Annotated in this window: 18 protein-coding genes; 12 read left to right on the forward strand and 6 right to left on the reverse strand. The window is 32.4% G+C overall.

The genetic code is table 11. The features are described from left to right. The first annotated feature begins 42 nt into the window (after window positions 1–42). Both atpD and AC3ATN_RS02320 read left to right on the forward strand, forming a co-directional pair. A complete protein-coding gene (gene atpD / locus AC3ATN_RS02315; RefSeq protein ID WP_487531614.1) occupies window positions 43–1,554 on the forward strand; it encodes a F0F1 ATP synthase subunit beta in 1,512 nt (503 codons plus the stop codon). After that, complete coding sequence (locus AC3ATN_RS02320; RefSeq protein WP_487531615.1) at window positions 1,554–1,829, forward strand: FoF1 ATP synthase subunit delta/epsilon; 276 nt, start codon at window positions 1,554–1,556, stop codon at window positions 1,827–1,829. Before atpD ends, AC3ATN_RS02320 begins: the two co-directional genes overlap by 1 nt. A gap of 11 nt (window positions 1,830–1,840) precedes the next feature. Here the strand turns inward: AC3ATN_RS02320 and AC3ATN_RS02325 are convergent, their stop codons facing one another. From AC3ATN_RS02325 to AC3ATN_RS02335, 3 genes are all read right to left on the reverse strand, one after another. Continuing rightward, window positions 1,841–2,317, reverse strand: coding sequence for a regulatory protein RecX (locus tag AC3ATN_RS02325; protein WP_487531616.1), 477 nt, complete (start codon window positions 2,315–2,317; stop codon window positions 1,841–1,843). A gap of 59 nt (window positions 2,318–2,376) precedes the next feature. Continuing rightward, window positions 2,377–3,930: an Rne/Rng family ribonuclease gene (locus tag AC3ATN_RS02330; RefSeq protein WP_487531617.1), complete on the reverse strand. Its 1,554-nt coding sequence runs from the start codon at window positions 3,928–3,930 to the stop codon at window positions 2,377–2,379. A gap of 264 nt (window positions 3,931–4,194) precedes the next feature. After that, the gene (locus AC3ATN_RS02335; RefSeq protein ID WP_487531618.1) at window positions 4,195–4,485 is read right to left on the reverse strand and encodes an HU family DNA-binding protein; all 291 of its coding nucleotides are present in this window, start codon (window positions 4,483–4,485) and stop codon (window positions 4,195–4,197) included. A gap of 131 nt (window positions 4,486–4,616) precedes the next feature. On the opposite strand from AC3ATN_RS02335, the gene AC3ATN_RS02340 reads away from it, so the two are divergent. The 9 genes from AC3ATN_RS02340 to AC3ATN_RS02380 all read left to right on the forward strand — a co-directional run bounded on the left by AC3ATN_RS02340 (window position 4,617) and on the right by AC3ATN_RS02380 (window position 12,016). Next, window positions 4,617–5,645 carry an A/G-specific adenine glycosylase gene (locus tag AC3ATN_RS02340; protein ID WP_487531619.1) on the forward strand — a complete coding sequence of 343 codons (1,029 nt, stop codon included), beginning with the start codon at window positions 4,617–4,619 and terminating at the stop codon, window positions 5,643–5,645. Window positions 5,646–5,687: 42 nt separating this feature from the next. Continuing rightward, entirely contained in the window at window positions 5,688–6,110 is a 423-nt protein-coding gene (locus AC3ATN_RS02345) for a single-stranded DNA-binding protein (protein WP_487531620.1), read from the forward strand. A 24-nt stretch (window positions 6,111–6,134) separates the two neighbouring features. After that, entirely contained in the window at window positions 6,135–7,403 is a 1,269-nt protein-coding gene (gldE, locus tag AC3ATN_RS02350) for a gliding motility-associated protein GldE (RefSeq protein WP_487531621.1), read from the forward strand. Next, a complete protein-coding gene (gene gldD / locus AC3ATN_RS02355) occupies window positions 7,404–7,964 on the forward strand; it encodes a gliding motility lipoprotein GldD (protein WP_487531622.1) in 561 nt (186 codons plus the stop codon). It begins immediately after the preceding gene. A 38-nt stretch (window positions 7,965–8,002) separates the two neighbouring features. After that, window positions 8,003–9,427: an amidohydrolase gene (locus AC3ATN_RS02360; protein WP_487531623.1), complete on the forward strand. Its 1,425-nt coding sequence runs from the start codon at window positions 8,003–8,005 to the stop codon at window positions 9,425–9,427. After that, a complete protein-coding gene (locus AC3ATN_RS02365; protein WP_487531624.1) occupies window positions 9,427–10,089 on the forward strand; it encodes a hypothetical protein in 663 nt (220 codons plus the stop codon). The genes AC3ATN_RS02360 and AC3ATN_RS02365 overlap by 1 nt, the downstream gene beginning before the upstream one ends. Window positions 10,090–10,124: 35 nt before the next feature. After that, on the forward strand, window positions 10,125–10,949 hold the full coding sequence (locus AC3ATN_RS02370) for an acyl-CoA thioesterase (protein WP_487531625.1): 825 nt from the start codon (window positions 10,125–10,127) through the stop codon (window positions 10,947–10,949). A gap of 53 nt (window positions 10,950–11,002) precedes the next feature. After that, a complete protein-coding gene (locus AC3ATN_RS02375; RefSeq protein ID WP_487531626.1) occupies window positions 11,003–11,368 on the forward strand; it encodes an SET domain-containing protein in 366 nt (121 codons plus the stop codon). Between the two features lie 144 nt (window positions 11,369–11,512). Beyond that, window positions 11,513–12,016, forward strand: a complete 504-nt coding sequence (locus AC3ATN_RS02380) for a hypothetical protein (RefSeq protein WP_487531627.1) — start codon at window positions 11,513–11,515, stop codon at window positions 12,014–12,016. Between the two features lie 11 nt (window positions 12,017–12,027). Here AC3ATN_RS02380 and AC3ATN_RS02385 read toward each other — a convergent pair whose 3' ends face one another. The 3 genes from AC3ATN_RS02385 to AC3ATN_RS02395 are packed head-to-tail and all read right to left on the reverse strand — an operon-like array spanning window position 12,028 to window position 14,008. Beyond that, complete coding sequence (locus AC3ATN_RS02385) at window positions 12,028–12,681, reverse strand: SCO family protein (RefSeq protein WP_487531628.1); 654 nt, start codon at window positions 12,679–12,681, stop codon at window positions 12,028–12,030. A 4-nt stretch (window positions 12,682–12,685) separates the two neighbouring features. After that, entirely contained in the window at window positions 12,686–13,243 is a 558-nt protein-coding gene (locus AC3ATN_RS02390) for a toxin-antitoxin system YwqK family antitoxin (protein WP_487531629.1), read from the reverse strand. Beyond that, window positions 13,244–14,008: a YHYH protein gene (locus tag AC3ATN_RS02395; protein ID WP_487531630.1), complete on the reverse strand. Its 765-nt coding sequence runs from the start codon at window positions 14,006–14,008 to the stop codon at window positions 13,244–13,246. It abuts the gene before it with no gap. Between the two features lie 118 nt (window positions 14,009–14,126). Between AC3ATN_RS02395 and AC3ATN_RS02400 the strand changes: the two genes are divergently transcribed. Further along, complete coding sequence (locus AC3ATN_RS02400) at window positions 14,127–15,605, forward strand: CoA-acylating methylmalonate-semialdehyde dehydrogenase (RefSeq protein ID WP_487531631.1); 1,479 nt, start codon at window positions 14,127–14,129, stop codon at window positions 15,603–15,605. The last annotated feature ends 9 nt before the right edge of the window (window positions 15,606–15,614 follow it).

Genomic DNA, 15,614 nt, shown 5'->3' on the forward strand with positions numbered 1-15,614 from the left:
CATTTATAAAAAGTTTTATTATCACCATTTTATCGATTACATATGGCAATTAGTATTGGGAAAGTTTCACAAATTATCGGCCCCGTAGTCGATGTTGATTTTTCGGGAGAAAACAATATACTTCCTAAAATTTATGATTCATTAGAAATTAAAAAAAAGGATGGGAGTATTTTAGTTCTTGAGGTCCAATCTCATATTGGGGAAGATACTGTTAGAACAGTATCAATGGATTCAACAGATGGACTAAGCAGAGGAACTGAGGTAGTTGCAACTGGAAACCCAATCCAAATGCCAGTTGGAGAGGAAATATATGGAAGATTGTTTAACGTAATTGGAGATGCAATTGATGGGCTAGGTAATCTTCCAAAGACAGGTCATGATGGACTTTCAATTCATAGAGAAGCTCCTGCTTTTGACGAGTTATCTACAGCTACGGAAGTTCTTTTTACTGGAATTAAAGTAATTGATTTAATTGAACCGTATGCAAAAGGTGGAAAAATTGGTTTATTTGGTGGAGCGGGTGTAGGTAAAACAGTTTTAATTCAAGAACTAATTAACAATATAGCCAAGGGACATGGTGGGTTATCGGTTTTTGCGGGTGTAGGAGAAAGAACAAGAGAAGGAAATGACCTTCTAAGGGAAATGCTTGAGTCAGGAATAATCAAGTATGGAGATGATTTTATGCACTCTATGGAAGAGGGTGGATGGGATTTAAAAAAAGTTGATAAATCAGCAATGAAAGAATCTAAGGCTACATTCGTTTTTGGACAAATGAATGAACCTCCTGGCGCTAGAGCTAGAGTTGCTTTGTCAGGACTTACAATTGCTGAATACTTTAGAGATGGCGCAGGGGATGGAAAGGGAAAAGATGTTTTATTTTTTGTTGATAATATTTTTAGATTTACACAAGCAGGATCTGAAGTTTCTGCCTTATTAGGTCGAATGCCTTCAGCAGTTGGATATCAACCGACGTTAGCTACAGAAATGGGGGCAATGCAAGAGAGAATCACCTCCACAAACAAAGGATCTATCACTTCTGTTCAAGCCGTATATGTTCCTGCTGATGATTTAACAGACCCAGCACCAGCTACAACTTTTGCTCACTTAGATGCAACAACAGTTCTTTCGCGTAAAATCTCAGAATTAGGAATCTATCCAGCAGTGGATCCACTTGACTCCACTTCTAGAATACTTACTGCTGATATTTTAGGTGATGAACATTACGATTGTGCTCAACGCGTAAAAGAGCTACTTCAGCGTTATAAAGAACTGCAAGATATTATTGCAATTTTAGGAATGGAAGAATTATCGGAAGAGGATAAATTAGCTGTGGGAAGGGCCAGAAGAGTTCAGCGTTTTCTTTCTCAGCCTTTTCATGTAGCAGAACAGTTTACTGGAATACCAGGGGTATTGGTTGATATTAAAGAAACTATTAAAGGGTTTAATATGATTATGGATGGAGAGTTAGATCACCTTCCAGAAGCAGCCTTCAACCTTAAAGGTTCGATCGAAGAAGCTATTGAAGCTGGGGACAAAATGTTATCTGAATCATAATGTATTTAGAAATAATATCTCCTGAAGCGAAAATTTTTAGCGGTGAAGTTACTTCGGTATCTGTCCCAGGTTTAAACGGATATTTCCAGATGTTGAACAACCACGCCCCAATAGTTTCTAGTCTTAAAACAGGAAATGTATTGATTGAAGGAAATCTTGAAATAAGTGATGAGTTTAAAAGTAAATTTGAAAAAGTTGATGGAAAAACTATTTTAAAAATTAAATCTGGCACTATCGAAATGAGCAAAAATAAACTTATTTTATTGTCAGATTAATCTTTAGATCTTCATGTATTTTTTTCAATATATCTTAGTCGATCATAAATTAAATCTATTTCCCAACCCCTATACTGTAGAGCAGAAATAAATTTTGCTTTTCTCCTAGATAAGCTAACTCCTTTTGATAATTTCCATATTTTTTCACTCAGACTCTTTAAAGTATCTATGTACTCATCATCATTTATTTCTTCAATAGCAGCTTTAATGTTATAATCACTTACTCTGTGGCTTTTTAATTGAAAAATAATTCTTTTTTTACCCCACTTTTTAATTCTAAATTTACCTCTACTAAAGCTTTTGGCAAACCTACTTTCATTTAAATAATTATCTTGAATTAGTCGACTAATTATTTGATCAATCCCAATAGAGATAATATTAATTCCCCTGAGCTTATCAACAACTTCTTTATGAGATCTTTCCTGATAAGCACAATAGTTTTCTAATAATTTTTGTGCTTCATCAATTGAATAGGATTTTTTATTCACACAACAAAGTTACTTCAAAAAAAAACCACCATAAACAAAATGTTTGTGGTGGTTTAAAATTATGCTCGAAGAGCTTTCTGGTCTTTATCCATAAAGCTATACTTCAAGTAGAGAAATGCATCTCTAGGTACAATTCGTATCCATTTTTTATATTCAAAATACCATTTGAGTTGGATGGATGGAAACCCTTCTTTCAAATAGGATGCAATAAATGGATGGACATGTAAAAAAACATGTTCATTTTTGTATTGCTTGTGCTTAACAACTTTGCTAAGTTCTGTGTTGATTTTATCAATTAAAACAATCGGAGCTTCTACTTCACCATTTATGTTAGGATTAGCTTCTTTCGTTTTAATATTCATCTCTGGTCGCACTCGTTGGCGAGTAATTTGAATTAGACCAAATCGACTAGGCGGTAAAATTTTATGCTTTGTCCGGTCATGACTCATTTCTTCTTTTAAATGCTCAAATAACTTTTTACGATTTTCATTAAAAGACATATCTATGAAATCTACTACTATAATGCCTCCCATATCTCTGAGTCTAAGCTGTCGAGCTATTTCGGATGCAGCAATAATATTAACTTCAAGAGCAGTATTTTCCTGGCCTCTTGATTTATTAGAACGATTTCCACTATTAACGTCAATGACGTGAAGAGCTTCCGTGTGTTCTATTACAAGGTAGGCACCGCGTTGCATTGATACTGTTTGTCCAAAAGCAGTTTTAATTTGCCTTTCAACTCCATATTTATCAAAAATTGGTGTTGTTTCAGTATACATTTTAACAATATCTCTCTTTTTGGGTGCAATACTTTCGACATATTCTTTCACTTCGTTAAAAATCTCTGGTTCATCAATATGAATACCAGTGAAGCTGTTATCAAAAATATCACGAAGAATGGAAGAGGATCGATTTATTTCACTCAATACTTTTGTTGGATATTTGTCAATTTTCTGCAATTTCCTGCAAAGGTTTTTCCAACGGTTTAGTAATTGTTGTAAATCTGCATCAAGTTCCGCTACTTTTTGCTCTTGGGCTACGGTACGTATAATGATACCAAAACCCTTTGGCCTTATACTTTGAACTAAACGCTTGAGTCGATTTTTTTCTTTATTTTCTTCTATCTTTTGAGAAATTGATACTCGATCTGAAAAAGGCATAAGAACCATAAATCGGCCCGCCAAGGATAGTTCTGAACTAACTCGAGGACCCTTTGTAGATATTGGCTCTTTTACAACCTGAACTAAAGTCGTGTCTTGACTTTTTAAAATCTCATCAATGTTTCCATCTTTTGATATTTCATTCTCAAATCTAAATCTTTTAAGTAAATAATCTTTGTGTTTACCTGTGGTTATCTGTTTTATAAATTTTAATAAAGAAGGAAGTTTAGGTCCTAAATCATGATAATGTAAGAAGCCATCTTTTTGGTGGCCAACATTTACAAATGCAGCATTAAGTCCTGGAATAGGTTTTCTGATTTTGGCAACAAAAATATCACCTACAGAAAACTTATTATCTTCAACTTCTTTGTTTAGCTCAATTAATTTTCCATCCTTGAGCAGGGCAAAATCAACAGCAGAGGAATTCGATCGGATAATCAGTTCTTTCTTCACTCTGATAATTTTTATAACTACAGCTTTAGAGCTATAGTTGGTTAAACAATAAATTTTCAGGTATTTAACCTGTGCTTTAGATATTTAACTAAAGCATTTCAAAGAACGTAGGTTTAATATTTTGAGTGCAATACCTGCTGCACTTATGCTTTTTTATGACGATTCGCTCTTCTGCGTTTTTTTCGCTTGTGAGTAGCAACCTTATGTCTTTTTCGTTTTTTACCGCTGGGCATATATGCTAGCTTTTAATTGTTATTAATTCAGTTATGATACAGCAACCTTGGCTTTAACACTATTCGTAAAAACCTTTGCTGGCTTGAACGCTGGAATGTTGTGGGCAGGTATTTTAACTGCTGTATTTTTTGATATGTTACGTCCAGTTTTTTCTGCACGGGTTTTAATAATAAAACTACCGAAACTACGTAAGTAAACATTTTCTCCGTTTTCTAACGATTGTTTCACCTCAGTCATGAAATTTTCAATAGTCGCTTGAACATCTACTTTGTCTATTCCGAGTTTATCTGAAATATTAGTTACGATATCCGCTTTAGTCATCTTCTTTTGTTTTAAATTATTAATTCATTTAAGGCTAGCAAATATATAAATTAATAACAATCTCTTTGCCATCTTTTTTATATTTAAGTGTCTAAGGTATATTTGAATGTATGATATTTTCCAAAACATTGATGAGTTGGTATAAAATTAACTCAAGAAGCCTTCCTTGGAGAGCTACGAAGGATCCATATAAGATATGGCTCTCTGAGATTATTTTACAGCAAACTAAAATTAAACAAGGACTTCCTTATTACAAGAAGTTTATTAAATCATTTCCAACAATATTTGACCTAGCGCGATCAAAAGAGGAAAATATTTATAAAATGTGGCAAGGTTTGGGTTACTATTCAAGGGCACAAAATCTACATCTAACAGCTAATCGAATAGTAAATGATTATAATGGAACTTTTCCAAATTCTCATGGCGAATTAAAAGGACTTAGAGGAATTGGGGATTATACTGCTAGCGCAATAGCTTCAATATGTTTTGATATTCCCGAAGCCGTTGTTGATGGAAATGTTTTTAGATTTTTAAGTCGATTTTATGGCATTAAAACTCCTATTGATTCAAAAAAAGGTTTTGACACTTTTAAAATTAAGGCAAATAAATTGATGAAAGGCCATTCTCCAGGAGATTTTAACCAGGCATTAATGGATTTTGGATCAATCTACCGTAAGCCATTATCGCCTAGTTGCAAAAATTGTGTTTTCTCCAAAAAATGTTATGCTCATAAAAACAAAAAAGTAGAATTTTACCCAATTAAAAAAGGTAAAATAAAAATAAAAACTAGATTTTTTAATTATCTAGTATTTAACAACTCTAAAAATCAAACTGTTTTAGAGCAGATAACATCAAAGGGCATTTGGTATAAGCTCTACCAATTTCCCATGATAGAATCTAAAAAAATCCTCAAAGAACCAACAGGTGAGTTTCAAGAAATAATTAATAAATATTCAAAGGAAACACCAAGTTCAATTAATTCAATTTTCAAAAATCCAATTGAGCACAAACTAAGTCATCAAAAGCTAATTATCCAGTTTTGGAGAGTCAGATTATCGGATAATTCCATACTTCCGTTAGAAAAAGAAAATGCATTTAAATTTCCTGTTCCAGTAGTAATTGAAAAATTTATGGTACAATTTTATAAGACGCTCACTTGATTTTCTATCTTTGATCGTATTGAATCTAAAAATAATTGTATTATGAGTGGGACATTAAATAAGGTTATGTTAATTGGACACTTAGGAGACGATGTCAAAATGCATTATTTTGATGGGGGAGGCTGTATAGGTAGGTTTCCTCTAGCAACAAATGAAAGTTACACAAACAAATCTTCTGGAGAAAAAGTCACTCAAACAGAATGGCACAACATAATTGTTAGAAATAAAGCTGCAGAGGTTTGCGAAAAGTATATTGGGAAAGGAGATAAAATTTATATTGAAGGTAAGCTTAAAACTAGGAAATGGCAAGATCAGGAAGGTAAAGACAGATATAGCACCGAGATAGTTGTTAATGAATTTACTTTTTTATCTGGAAAAGGGGAAGTTTTGCCGCAAAAAACAGAGATTCCAAATTCAAATCAGGAAACAAGTGATTCTAACAAAGAAGATGACCTTCCTTTTTAAAATCATATTACTATAAAATAATTTATGGACTTGTTCATTATTGTTCAATTCTTCTTATTAATAATCTTGCTGATTCTTTCTGCTTTGGTTTCTGGTTCTGAAATAGCTTTTTTTTCTTTAAGTAATTCCGAAATTGAAAATAATCTCGAAGAGAATGATAAAAAAGTCAAAACAATTAAAAATCTTCTTAAAAAACCAAAACGACTCTTAGCTACAATTTTGGTAACGAATAATTTTATAAATATTTCAATAGTTTTAATTTTCGCAAACATTAGTAGAGTCTTTTTTAAAGGAGCCTATAATCCGGTCTTTACATTACTAATTGAAATAGGTTTTGTAACCATAACAATACTTCTATTTGGAGAAATATTACCAAAAGTTTATGCCAATCGTAATCCTCTTAGGTTTGCGAAATTTATGTCTCAGCCAATAAAAATATTAGATTCCTATATTCTTTTTTTTCTGACGTATCCCATGAGTAAAATGACACATTTTTTAGAAAATAGATTTGGAAACCAAAATGAAAACTTTTCTGTTGATCAATTATCTCAAGCCCTAGAGCTGACTTCTGACAAAGAGACAACCAAAGAAGAGCAAAAAATTCTTCAGGAAATTGTAAACTTTGGAAACACAGACACAAAAGAAGTGATGTGTCCTCGGATAGATGTGTTTGCATTGTCTAAAAACGAAACTCTGAAAGAAATTATTCCAAAAATTATAGATAAGGGGTTTTCAAGAATCCCCATTTTCTCAGACCATCTAGATAAAGTAGAAGGGATTTTATATGTTAAGGATCTTCTTCCTCACTTTAATAATTTTAAATTTAACTGGACAAAATTATTAAAACAACCTTTTTATGTACCTGAAAACAAAAAATTAGATGATTTACTAACTGAATTTCAACAAAAAAAAATTCATTTAGCTATTGTTGTAGATGAATATGGGGGAACTTCAGGACTTGTAACTCTTGAAGATATTCTTGAAGAAATTGTTGGAGATATAAGTGATGAGTTTGATGATTTGGTATTGAGTTATTCGCAGCTAGATAAACATAATTTTATTTTTGACGGTAAAACAAGCTTGAAAGATTTTTATAAAGCCTTAGACTTAAAGGAAACTAGCTCATTTGACATAATTCGAGCCGATGCAGAAACATTAGCGGGCTTCTTATTGGAAGCTACTCAAGTTATGCCAAAACCAGGAACAAAATTTAAACTTGAAGGATATATTTTTGTAATTGAAACAATCGAAAACAATAGAATTCAAAGAATAAAAGTAACTATTCCACAATAAATGATTAGATATATTTTTTTGATTTTGTTAATTACAAGTTGTACGCAAGTCAAACAACCAAAGCCTAAAGGAAAATTGTCCCTTGACTTTCCAAAACCCTTGTATTCAATAAATAATGTGTCTCCACAATTTAGTTACGAATTCAATAATGTGGCTGAAATAGTTAGATCTTCAAGGGGACAAAATATTTTTTATCCTCGTATGAAGGCGACACTTTATCTTTCATATTCAGTAATTAAAAATAACTTAGACTCACTTCTAAACGACGCATACAAACTACCATCAAAGCACTTAAGAAAAGCAAAAGAAATACCCGAAAGAACTTTTATTAATCAAGAAAAAAAGGTTTATGGAACTATGTTTAATGTTATAGGTGATGCTGCTTCTCAAATACAATTTTTTCTAACAGACAGCACCAATAATTTTTTAATTGGCTCATTATATTTCTATGCCAAACCAAATTATGATTCCATATTACCGGCGGTTAAATACATTGAAAGGGATGTTATTAAACTAATTGAAACTTTTGAGTGGAATCAAAATTTAAAAAATAACTTTTAAAATTTCTAATTACATTTATAAAAACAAATAATAATACTATGAAAAACATATTATTTTCGATTATTGGTCTAAGTTGTTTTAATATTTATCCTCAGAAGGAGTATTTGGATATTTTATCAACTATTGATGAAAATAAAATAAAATATGAAAACACTGCAAATTCAATATGGAATTTGGCAGAGGTTGGTTATCAAGAAAAAGAAAGTAGTAAAATTCTTCAAGAAATTTTAAAAGAAGAGGGGTTTTTAATTGAAAAAGGTGTGGCTGGAATACCCACTGCCTTTGTAGCATCATTTGGATCAGGCTCACCTGAAATAGCCATTTTAGGAGAATATGATGCTCTTCCTGGACTATCTCAAAAAGCAACACCATATAAAATGTCGAATAATGGCAAAGCTGGTCATGCATGTGGTCATCATCTCTTTGGAACAGCTTCTGCAGCAGCAGCAATAGCAATAAAAAAGTATCTAATTATAAATAAAAAAAGTGGAACTGTTAAGTTTTTTGGATGCCCGGCAGAAGAAGGCGGTTCTGGAAAAGTGTACATGACTAAGGCTGGATTGTTTAACGATTCTGACGTTGCACTTCATTGGCACCCTTCATCATCAAATGGAGCAAGTCCAAAGCCCGCTTTAGCTAATAAGTCAGCCAAATTTAGATTTTATGGAGTTGCAGCTCATGCTGCAGCAGCTCCTGAAAAAGGAAGGTCTGCTTTGGATGCAATCGAGGCTATGAATTCTATGGTTAATATGATGCGTGAGCACGTAGATCAAAGTACTCGTATACATTATGTAATCACAAGAGGAGGTGAAGCTCCAAATGTGGTTCCTGCATTTGCAGAGGTGTACTATTATTCAAGACACCCCAGAAGAGATGAAGTCATCAAGATTTTTGACAGAATTGTAAATGCAGCAAAAGGAGCAGCGATTGGAACAGGAACCACAATGGATTTTGAAATGATTGGTGGAGTTCATGAAGTTCTTCATATTGAATCACTACAAAAACAGGTGCACAAAAACTTAGAAAAAATAGGAGGCTTTAACTATTCTGATAAAGAGCAACAATTTGCTGAAGAAATATCAAAAAGTCTTGGGATAAACCTTAACATGGAATATGTTAAAGGAGTGGAGCCTTATAATCCATCAATTGAAGCTAAAGGATCTGGATCAACTGATGTTGGCGATGTAAGTTTTACCCTTCCTACAGTTGGATTCGGAGCAGCCACGTGGGTTCCGGGAACTCCTGCTCATAGCTGGCAAGCTGTTGCAGCTGGAGGAACTAGTATTGGAATCAAAGGAATGCTTATTGCAGCCAAAACAATAGCACTTACTGGAATGCAATTATTAGATAACCCAAAATTAATTGATCAGGCAAAAAAAGAATTTTTTTTAAAAAGAGGTAAAGATTTTAAATACATTCCTTTAATTGGCGAGAGAGAACCAGCTTTAAACTACAGGAACTAATGAATTATAAATTTACAATTTTATTTTTGCTTTTCTTTCAAACTATAATTGGACAAGTTTATGAATGGAAAAATAATGAATCAGGTAATATCGTTACTTATAAAGTCCAAATGGATTCCAATTACCTAATAGAAACAGTTTTTCAAAATAATCCTTCTAAATTCATAAAAACTCAAGGTGGTTTTTATGAATCCAAAGGGGACACACTAATAATTAAACTTGAATTTAATTCAAACTTTATAAATGATAGTATAACTTATTTGAAGTATGTTTTTCCTGACAAAGCAAAAAAGACTTCAAATGTAAAGCAAGAACTCGATGGAAAATGGTTAATGGCAGGGAGGGTAGAGCCTGGCGGTAAAGTAAAAAGAAGGGATACGGGTCGCGCTAGAAAAACTCTAAAATTTTTAAAGAATGGATCTTTTCAATGGACAGCTTTTAACACTGAAACATTTCAATTTTATGGTTGTGGAGGAGGTAAATACTTAGCTGAAAATGGAGAGTATAAAGAATCGATAGACTATTTTTCAAGAGACAACACAAGGTCTGGTCAGACGTTGACTTTTAAATATGATCAAACAGGAAATGACTGGAATCACACTGGTTATAGTAGTAAAGGGAAGCCTTTGCATGAAATTTGGACCTTAAGAATAAAAGAATAATGGAAACACTAAGCGAGCTTTTAAAAATTTTGCATTTGGAAAAAATTAGTGATAAAAAATTCATAGGTCAAAATTACCCTGCCTCTTGGGGAAGAGTTTTTGGAGGTCAAATTTTAGCTCAGTCTCTTCATGCAGCCTATCAAACCGTTCCTAAAGATAGAATTGCTCACTCTTTACATGGCTATTTTATTTTAATGGGAGATATTAACTTACCAGTTGAATACGAAGTTGATAAAATTCGCGATGGAAAAAGCTTTACCACTAGAAGAGTAGTTGCTTATCAAAAGGGAAAAGCAATTTTTAATATGGCAGCATCTTTTCAAAAAGAAGAGATTGGTGTTGATCATCAAATTGATGCACCAAACATTTTACCTCCTGAAGTACTTACAAGTGACATGCAACAGGTTGAATTGATAAAAGATAAGAATCCTAACTATTATAAAAGTTTAAAAAAGGCTCAACTCAAGATGTTTGACATTAAGCCGGTAGAAATAATGTCACATATAGAAACAAAAAATGCTATTCCTTACAGTCACGTTTGGTTAAAAACTAAGGAAAAAGCTCAAATTAGCTTACCAGAAAAGCAACAATTATTAGCATTCTCTTCTGATATAAATTTGGTAGCTACCGCTACTAAGCCTCATAGAGAAATAATTAATCAAAAATCAGTTTTTATTGCAAGTATCGACCATGCAATGTGGTTTCACAGAGATTTTGAAATTGACGATTGGTTATTGTTTGCTGTGGATAGTCCTAGTGCATCGTCTGCTAGAGGGTTTACAAGAGGTAGTATTTTCTCAAAATCTGGAACTTTGGTTGCTTCAGTTACCCAAGAAGGTTTAATTCGATTGAAAAGATAAAATGATTTTAAACCAATATTTTTTTTAATTTTAAACCAAATTAATATTAGAAAGTGAAAAATAATTCATTCAGACCTCTGCCTGATTTTCTTACTATTTCAAAAAGCAAAATAGAAGGGGTTGGAGTCTTTGCCACTGAAAATATTCAGCCAGGAACTGACCTTGGAATGTCTCATGTTTTTGATTCTAGATTTCCAGATGGGTATATTCGATTATCCTTGGGGGGGTTTATAAATCACCATGAAATACCAAATTGTAAAGCGGTAGTTAACAACAAAGATAATGAGATAGGAGATGTTAAACATATAAGGTTACTTACAACAAAAAAAATAATGAAAGGTGAAGAGCTTACAGTAAGGTATATTATAAATGTTTTGGATAATCCTAAATGGGAATATGAATATGAAGTTTCACAATAAAAATCCGCGCACAAGTTCAGTTTAAACATGTACACGGATTAACAAAATCAATCAAACGTCAAAATTTATTTAGACATTTAAAGATAAATTTTACAATGTTAAGAAAATCCCAACACAGGGTTAAAGTGAAGTTAAAAAATAATTATGTTAAAAATAAAGTCCATTTTCATAGTTTTATTTTTCGCCTCTTGTGGACAAAAACTAGATAAGAGTTTTATTGAAGGAAACCAATTATTTAAAAACTTCGAGAATCTACTTTCTCCTGAGGATTATGCTAAAACTATTTATTTTTACAAAGATCAAAACGGATTATGGAGAGATAAAAATGATTCATTAGTTAATGTCAATATTCCCTATAAGAATGATTATTTTACTTTTAGCAACTCTTTTATCAATCAAAATGAAGGAAATGATAAAGGAACTAATTCAAGATATATTTCAACGTATGAAGATGGAGTTTTAGTAAACGAATACTACGAATTAGACAATTTAATCTTGGATTCAACACCACAACCTAAAAGTATATTTATAGTTTTCTTAAATAAAAATAGAGTAGTTTTTAAATGTCAATTATTTTCAGCTGAAGGGGATTTGCTTAAAGCATCTAACAAGAATTTTCTACAACAGATAAGAAGGGTCAGAGATTAAACTTAAATATGTTAATCAAATTCTTTTTTTAATATAGAGATATGTCTTTTAAGTCGTTCAATATCAAATTCTATTGTTCCATTATAAACACCTCTAATGTATCCTTCGGGATCAACTAAAATGAAGTTTTCTGTGTGAATAAAATCTGATTTATTTTGATTTTTAAAATAGTTTTCATCAGCAAAATATCCATTTCTAGCAATACTATATACTTTTTCTTTATCCCCCGTTAATAGGTTCCATTTATAGGAATCTACATTATTAGCTATCGAATAGTTCTTTAGTTGATCTACTTTGTCAATCCAGGGCATTACAGAAAAAGAAACCAGTTTAATAATTGAGTCAGACTTGTAATACTGTTGAATATTGTACATATTCTTAGTTAGTTTGGGGCAAATACCAGGGCATGTTGTGAAAAAAAAATCTGCTATTTGAATTGTACCTTTATAATCATCATTCGTTATAATTTTACCATTCTGATTTTTAAACGAAAATGGTGGGACTAAATGGGTTTTTATTTCCCAATCAGGAGTAAGTTCAGGGGTATTAAAATATGGCAAATAACCAGAGGTCATATTTTTTTCACCATTTGTTAGACTAGATTGATTATTTGAATTACAAACAAACAAAAAACAAACAAAAAACATCAATATAAAAACACGCATAAATCTAATTATTCTTTAACTCTAAGTAAGAAACTCCTTCACATTTTTTTAAACCAATTAAGCCAAATCGTTCTCCATTAACAACAAAATAATTTGCTCTTATTGATCCGTCATTCCTCCACAATTTTTGAGAGCCACTTTCTTTTCCATTAACATAATTAAATATTTTGTAGATGGCTCCGGAAAGAAACCACTCTTTTACTGAACCATTATATTCCCCCTTTTGATTAAAAAAATATTTATATTTTGGATTTCCATTTTCCCAATACCCGATATGTTCATTTATTTTTACACCTTTTGAATACCATCTTATTGATGCAATAGTGCCAGACATATACCAATACTTTTCAAGGCCATGTTTTAGCCCGTTCGAGTAAAGGGTTTCATTTTTTTTAATTTTGCTGTCATTGTAAAATCCAACTAAATTCCCTGAAAATTTTTTATTTTCATAGAAGAGAACACCGTTTTTAATTTCAATACTCCCATTATTTTCATCAATAATTAATGACTTTTCTTGGCAAGAAAGTAGAATTAAAACTGCTATTAGCTTTAAATAATTCACCTAATTAGATATATTTCCAGGGGTTCCATAAAATCCACTTCCATTGATATATGGATCATCACTAGTTACATGATAGTGGTATATTCCATCTGGAAAATCACTTGTAGTTCCAATGTGTCCATGATATAAATCAAGATCAGAACTTGACAATATCTGTCCATTTTCAAGAGGCCCATAAACAGGAAATCCATCCGCTAATATTCCTAGAAAAGCATCTCGTCCAAATTGATCAGTTAAGTACTTCGGTTCGATATGATAGTGGTAGGCTCCTTGAGGCTGAGGGTGCCCCAACCACTGGTCAAAGCTATTAATTTCTCTGGTCAATGGTTGGTCTGGCCCTGCGTATTGATTGTAAAAAACAACTCCATTTCTCGACACACCCATTGCTCCTAGTGGTGTTGGACTGTGAATGGATGCTTCAGAAGGGTAAAGTGGTATAGAGAAAGTTATATTTTGAGATAAAATCCTATTGGGGTTTAAATTAAAATCTGGATTTGAACCAGTATAATTTTCATGCAATGAATTATTCTCATCCCAATAAGGACTTGTATGATTTGGAAGATCATCAGTCGTAAATACAACACTGTTTGAAAGTAATTGATAGTTCAAGCCAGTACCTTCAAATTTTGAAAGGACAGGCGTTATATTGTAATTCGTGAGGAGATTTTCCTCCTTGGACCCATTGTCCGAACTGGAACAATTATAGAGTAAAAAGACTAACATTAAAAAATAAATATTTTTTGTTTTAACAACAAATGAAAACATAATTATAAAAATTAATAAATTTAAATTTTTTGTGGATTTTTAAAATTACTCTCTTTTAACTTATATTTATATAAATATGAAATATTTTAACAGCATATTTTATATTAAAAAAATATTTATGAATTCAAACACTCCAATTGTCCCGTGTTTAATTGGAAATTCATGGGAAATAATACAGACTGATAAATATACAAATGTTTTCAACCCAGCAACTGAAAGCATAATAGCCAGGACCCCGATGTGTAATTCTAAATTAGTTGAAAAAGCAATTGATTCTGCAAAGAAAGCTTTTGTTGGTTGGTCAAAAGAGCCAGCTACGAGTCGAGCTAGTATACTTTTCAATTATAGAACTCTTATCAAGGAAAATTTTGAAGAGATAGCAAGGTTAATTTCAACTGAAAACGGTAAAACTATTTCAGAGGCTAGAGGAGATATTCAAAGGGGATTTGAAGTTGTTGAGTTTGCCTGTGGAATCGCCGAACATCAAAAAGGAGAATCTCTAAATCAAATTGCTGAAAATATTGACGCCTTAAGTTCAAGAGAACCATTAGGTGTTTGCGCAGGAATAAGTCCTTTCAATTTTCCGGCAATGGTACCTATGTGGATGTTTCCCATTGCCTTAGCTTGTGGAAATACATTTATTTTAAAGCCAAGTGAAAAAGTTCCTTTAACAGCAGTTAGGCTTACAGAACTACTTCAAGAAGCTGGATTACCTCAAGGTGTAATGAATTTAGTTCACGGAGGGAAAGAGGTGGTAGACACTTTATGTAGTCATCCAGATATATCGGCTATTAGTTTTGTCGGATCCTCTACAATAGCAAAGTATGTATACTCTCTCGGAAGTCAAAATGGAAAAAGAGTTCAAGCAGGAGGTGCAGCTAAAAACGCCTTAGTTGTAATGCCAGACGCTGATCCGGAATCTACATTAAGAGCAGTAATGAGTGCTTCTTTTGGATGTGCAGGTCAGAGATGTATGGCTGGATCTCTTTTAATAGGAGTAGGAGGTATAGGCGAGTCTTTAAAAGAAAAAATAGTATTTGAAATGGATAATCTTAAGGTGGGAAATCCGCTTAAAGATTTGGAGACAAACATGGGTCCTGTTATTGATAAAAATTCACAGTTAAGAATAGCGGAAGTAATTAACAAAGTATCCAAAGAAGCAAAATTAGCTAGAGATGGGAGAGATCTTATCAATAATAATGGGTTTTTTGTTGGACCTACACTTTTCACAGACGTAAATCCAAAAAACACAATTTTCAAACAAGAAGTTTTTGGACCTGTTTTATCAATGATGAACCCTAAAAACCTTGAACAAGCAATTTCATGGACTAATCAATTGAATTATGGAAATGGAGCTAGTATTTTTACTCAAAGCGGAGCTGCGGCAAAAGAATTCAGATCAAATATTCAGTGTGGAATGATTGGAGTTAATGTAGGGGTTCCAGCACCAATGTCAATGTTTCCTTTTTCTGGATGGAACGATTCTTTTTATGGTGATCTTCACATGCAGGGTAATGAAGGAATACAATTTTACACAAGACATAAAGTTACTCTTTCTAGATGGGATAATACTTACGAAAATAAATCTGGCTGGTAATATTCTAAA

This window comes from Candidatus Marivariicella sp., from assembly GCF_983056325.1.

What these genes read in the sequence shown, in the direction of transcription:
- atpD (WP_487531614.1), top strand. Translation starts at nt 43, where the DNA reads ATGGCAATTAGTATTGGGAAAGTTTCACAAATTATCGGCCCCGTAGTC.
- AC3ATN_RS02320 (WP_487531615.1), top strand. Translation starts at nt 1,554, where the DNA reads ATGTATTTAGAAATAATATCTCCTGAAGCGAAAATTTTTAGCGGTGAA.
- AC3ATN_RS02335 (WP_487531618.1), bottom strand. Translation starts at nt 4,485, where the DNA reads ATGACTAAAGCGGATATCGTAACTAATATTTCAGATAAACTCGGAATA.
- AC3ATN_RS02340 (WP_487531619.1), top strand. Translation starts at nt 4,617, where the DNA reads ATGAGTTGGTATAAAATTAACTCAAGAAGCCTTCCTTGGAGAGCTACG.
- AC3ATN_RS02345 (WP_487531620.1), top strand. Translation starts at nt 5,688, where the DNA reads ATGAGTGGGACATTAAATAAGGTTATGTTAATTGGACACTTAGGAGAC.
- gldE (WP_487531621.1), top strand. Translation starts at nt 6,135, where the DNA reads ATGGACTTGTTCATTATTGTTCAATTCTTCTTATTAATAATCTTGCTG.
- gldD (WP_487531622.1), top strand. Translation starts at nt 7,404, where the DNA reads ATGATTAGATATATTTTTTTGATTTTGTTAATTACAAGTTGTACGCAA.
- AC3ATN_RS02360 (WP_487531623.1), top strand. Translation starts at nt 8,003, where the DNA reads ATGAAAAACATATTATTTTCGATTATTGGTCTAAGTTGTTTTAATATT.
- AC3ATN_RS02365 (WP_487531624.1), top strand. Translation starts at nt 9,427, where the DNA reads ATGAATTATAAATTTACAATTTTATTTTTGCTTTTCTTTCAAACTATA.
- AC3ATN_RS02380 (WP_487531627.1), top strand. Translation starts at nt 11,513, where the DNA reads ATGTTAAAAATAAAGTCCATTTTCATAGTTTTATTTTTCGCCTCTTGT.
- AC3ATN_RS02385 (WP_487531628.1), bottom strand. Translation starts at nt 12,681, where the DNA reads ATGCGTGTTTTTATATTGATGTTTTTTGTTTGTTTTTTGTTTGTTTGT.
- AC3ATN_RS02395 (WP_487531630.1), bottom strand. Translation starts at nt 14,008, where the DNA reads ATGTTTTCATTTGTTGTTAAAACAAAAAATATTTATTTTTTAATGTTA.
- AC3ATN_RS02400 (WP_487531631.1), top strand. Translation starts at nt 14,127, where the DNA reads ATGAATTCAAACACTCCAATTGTCCCGTGTTTAATTGGAAATTCATGG.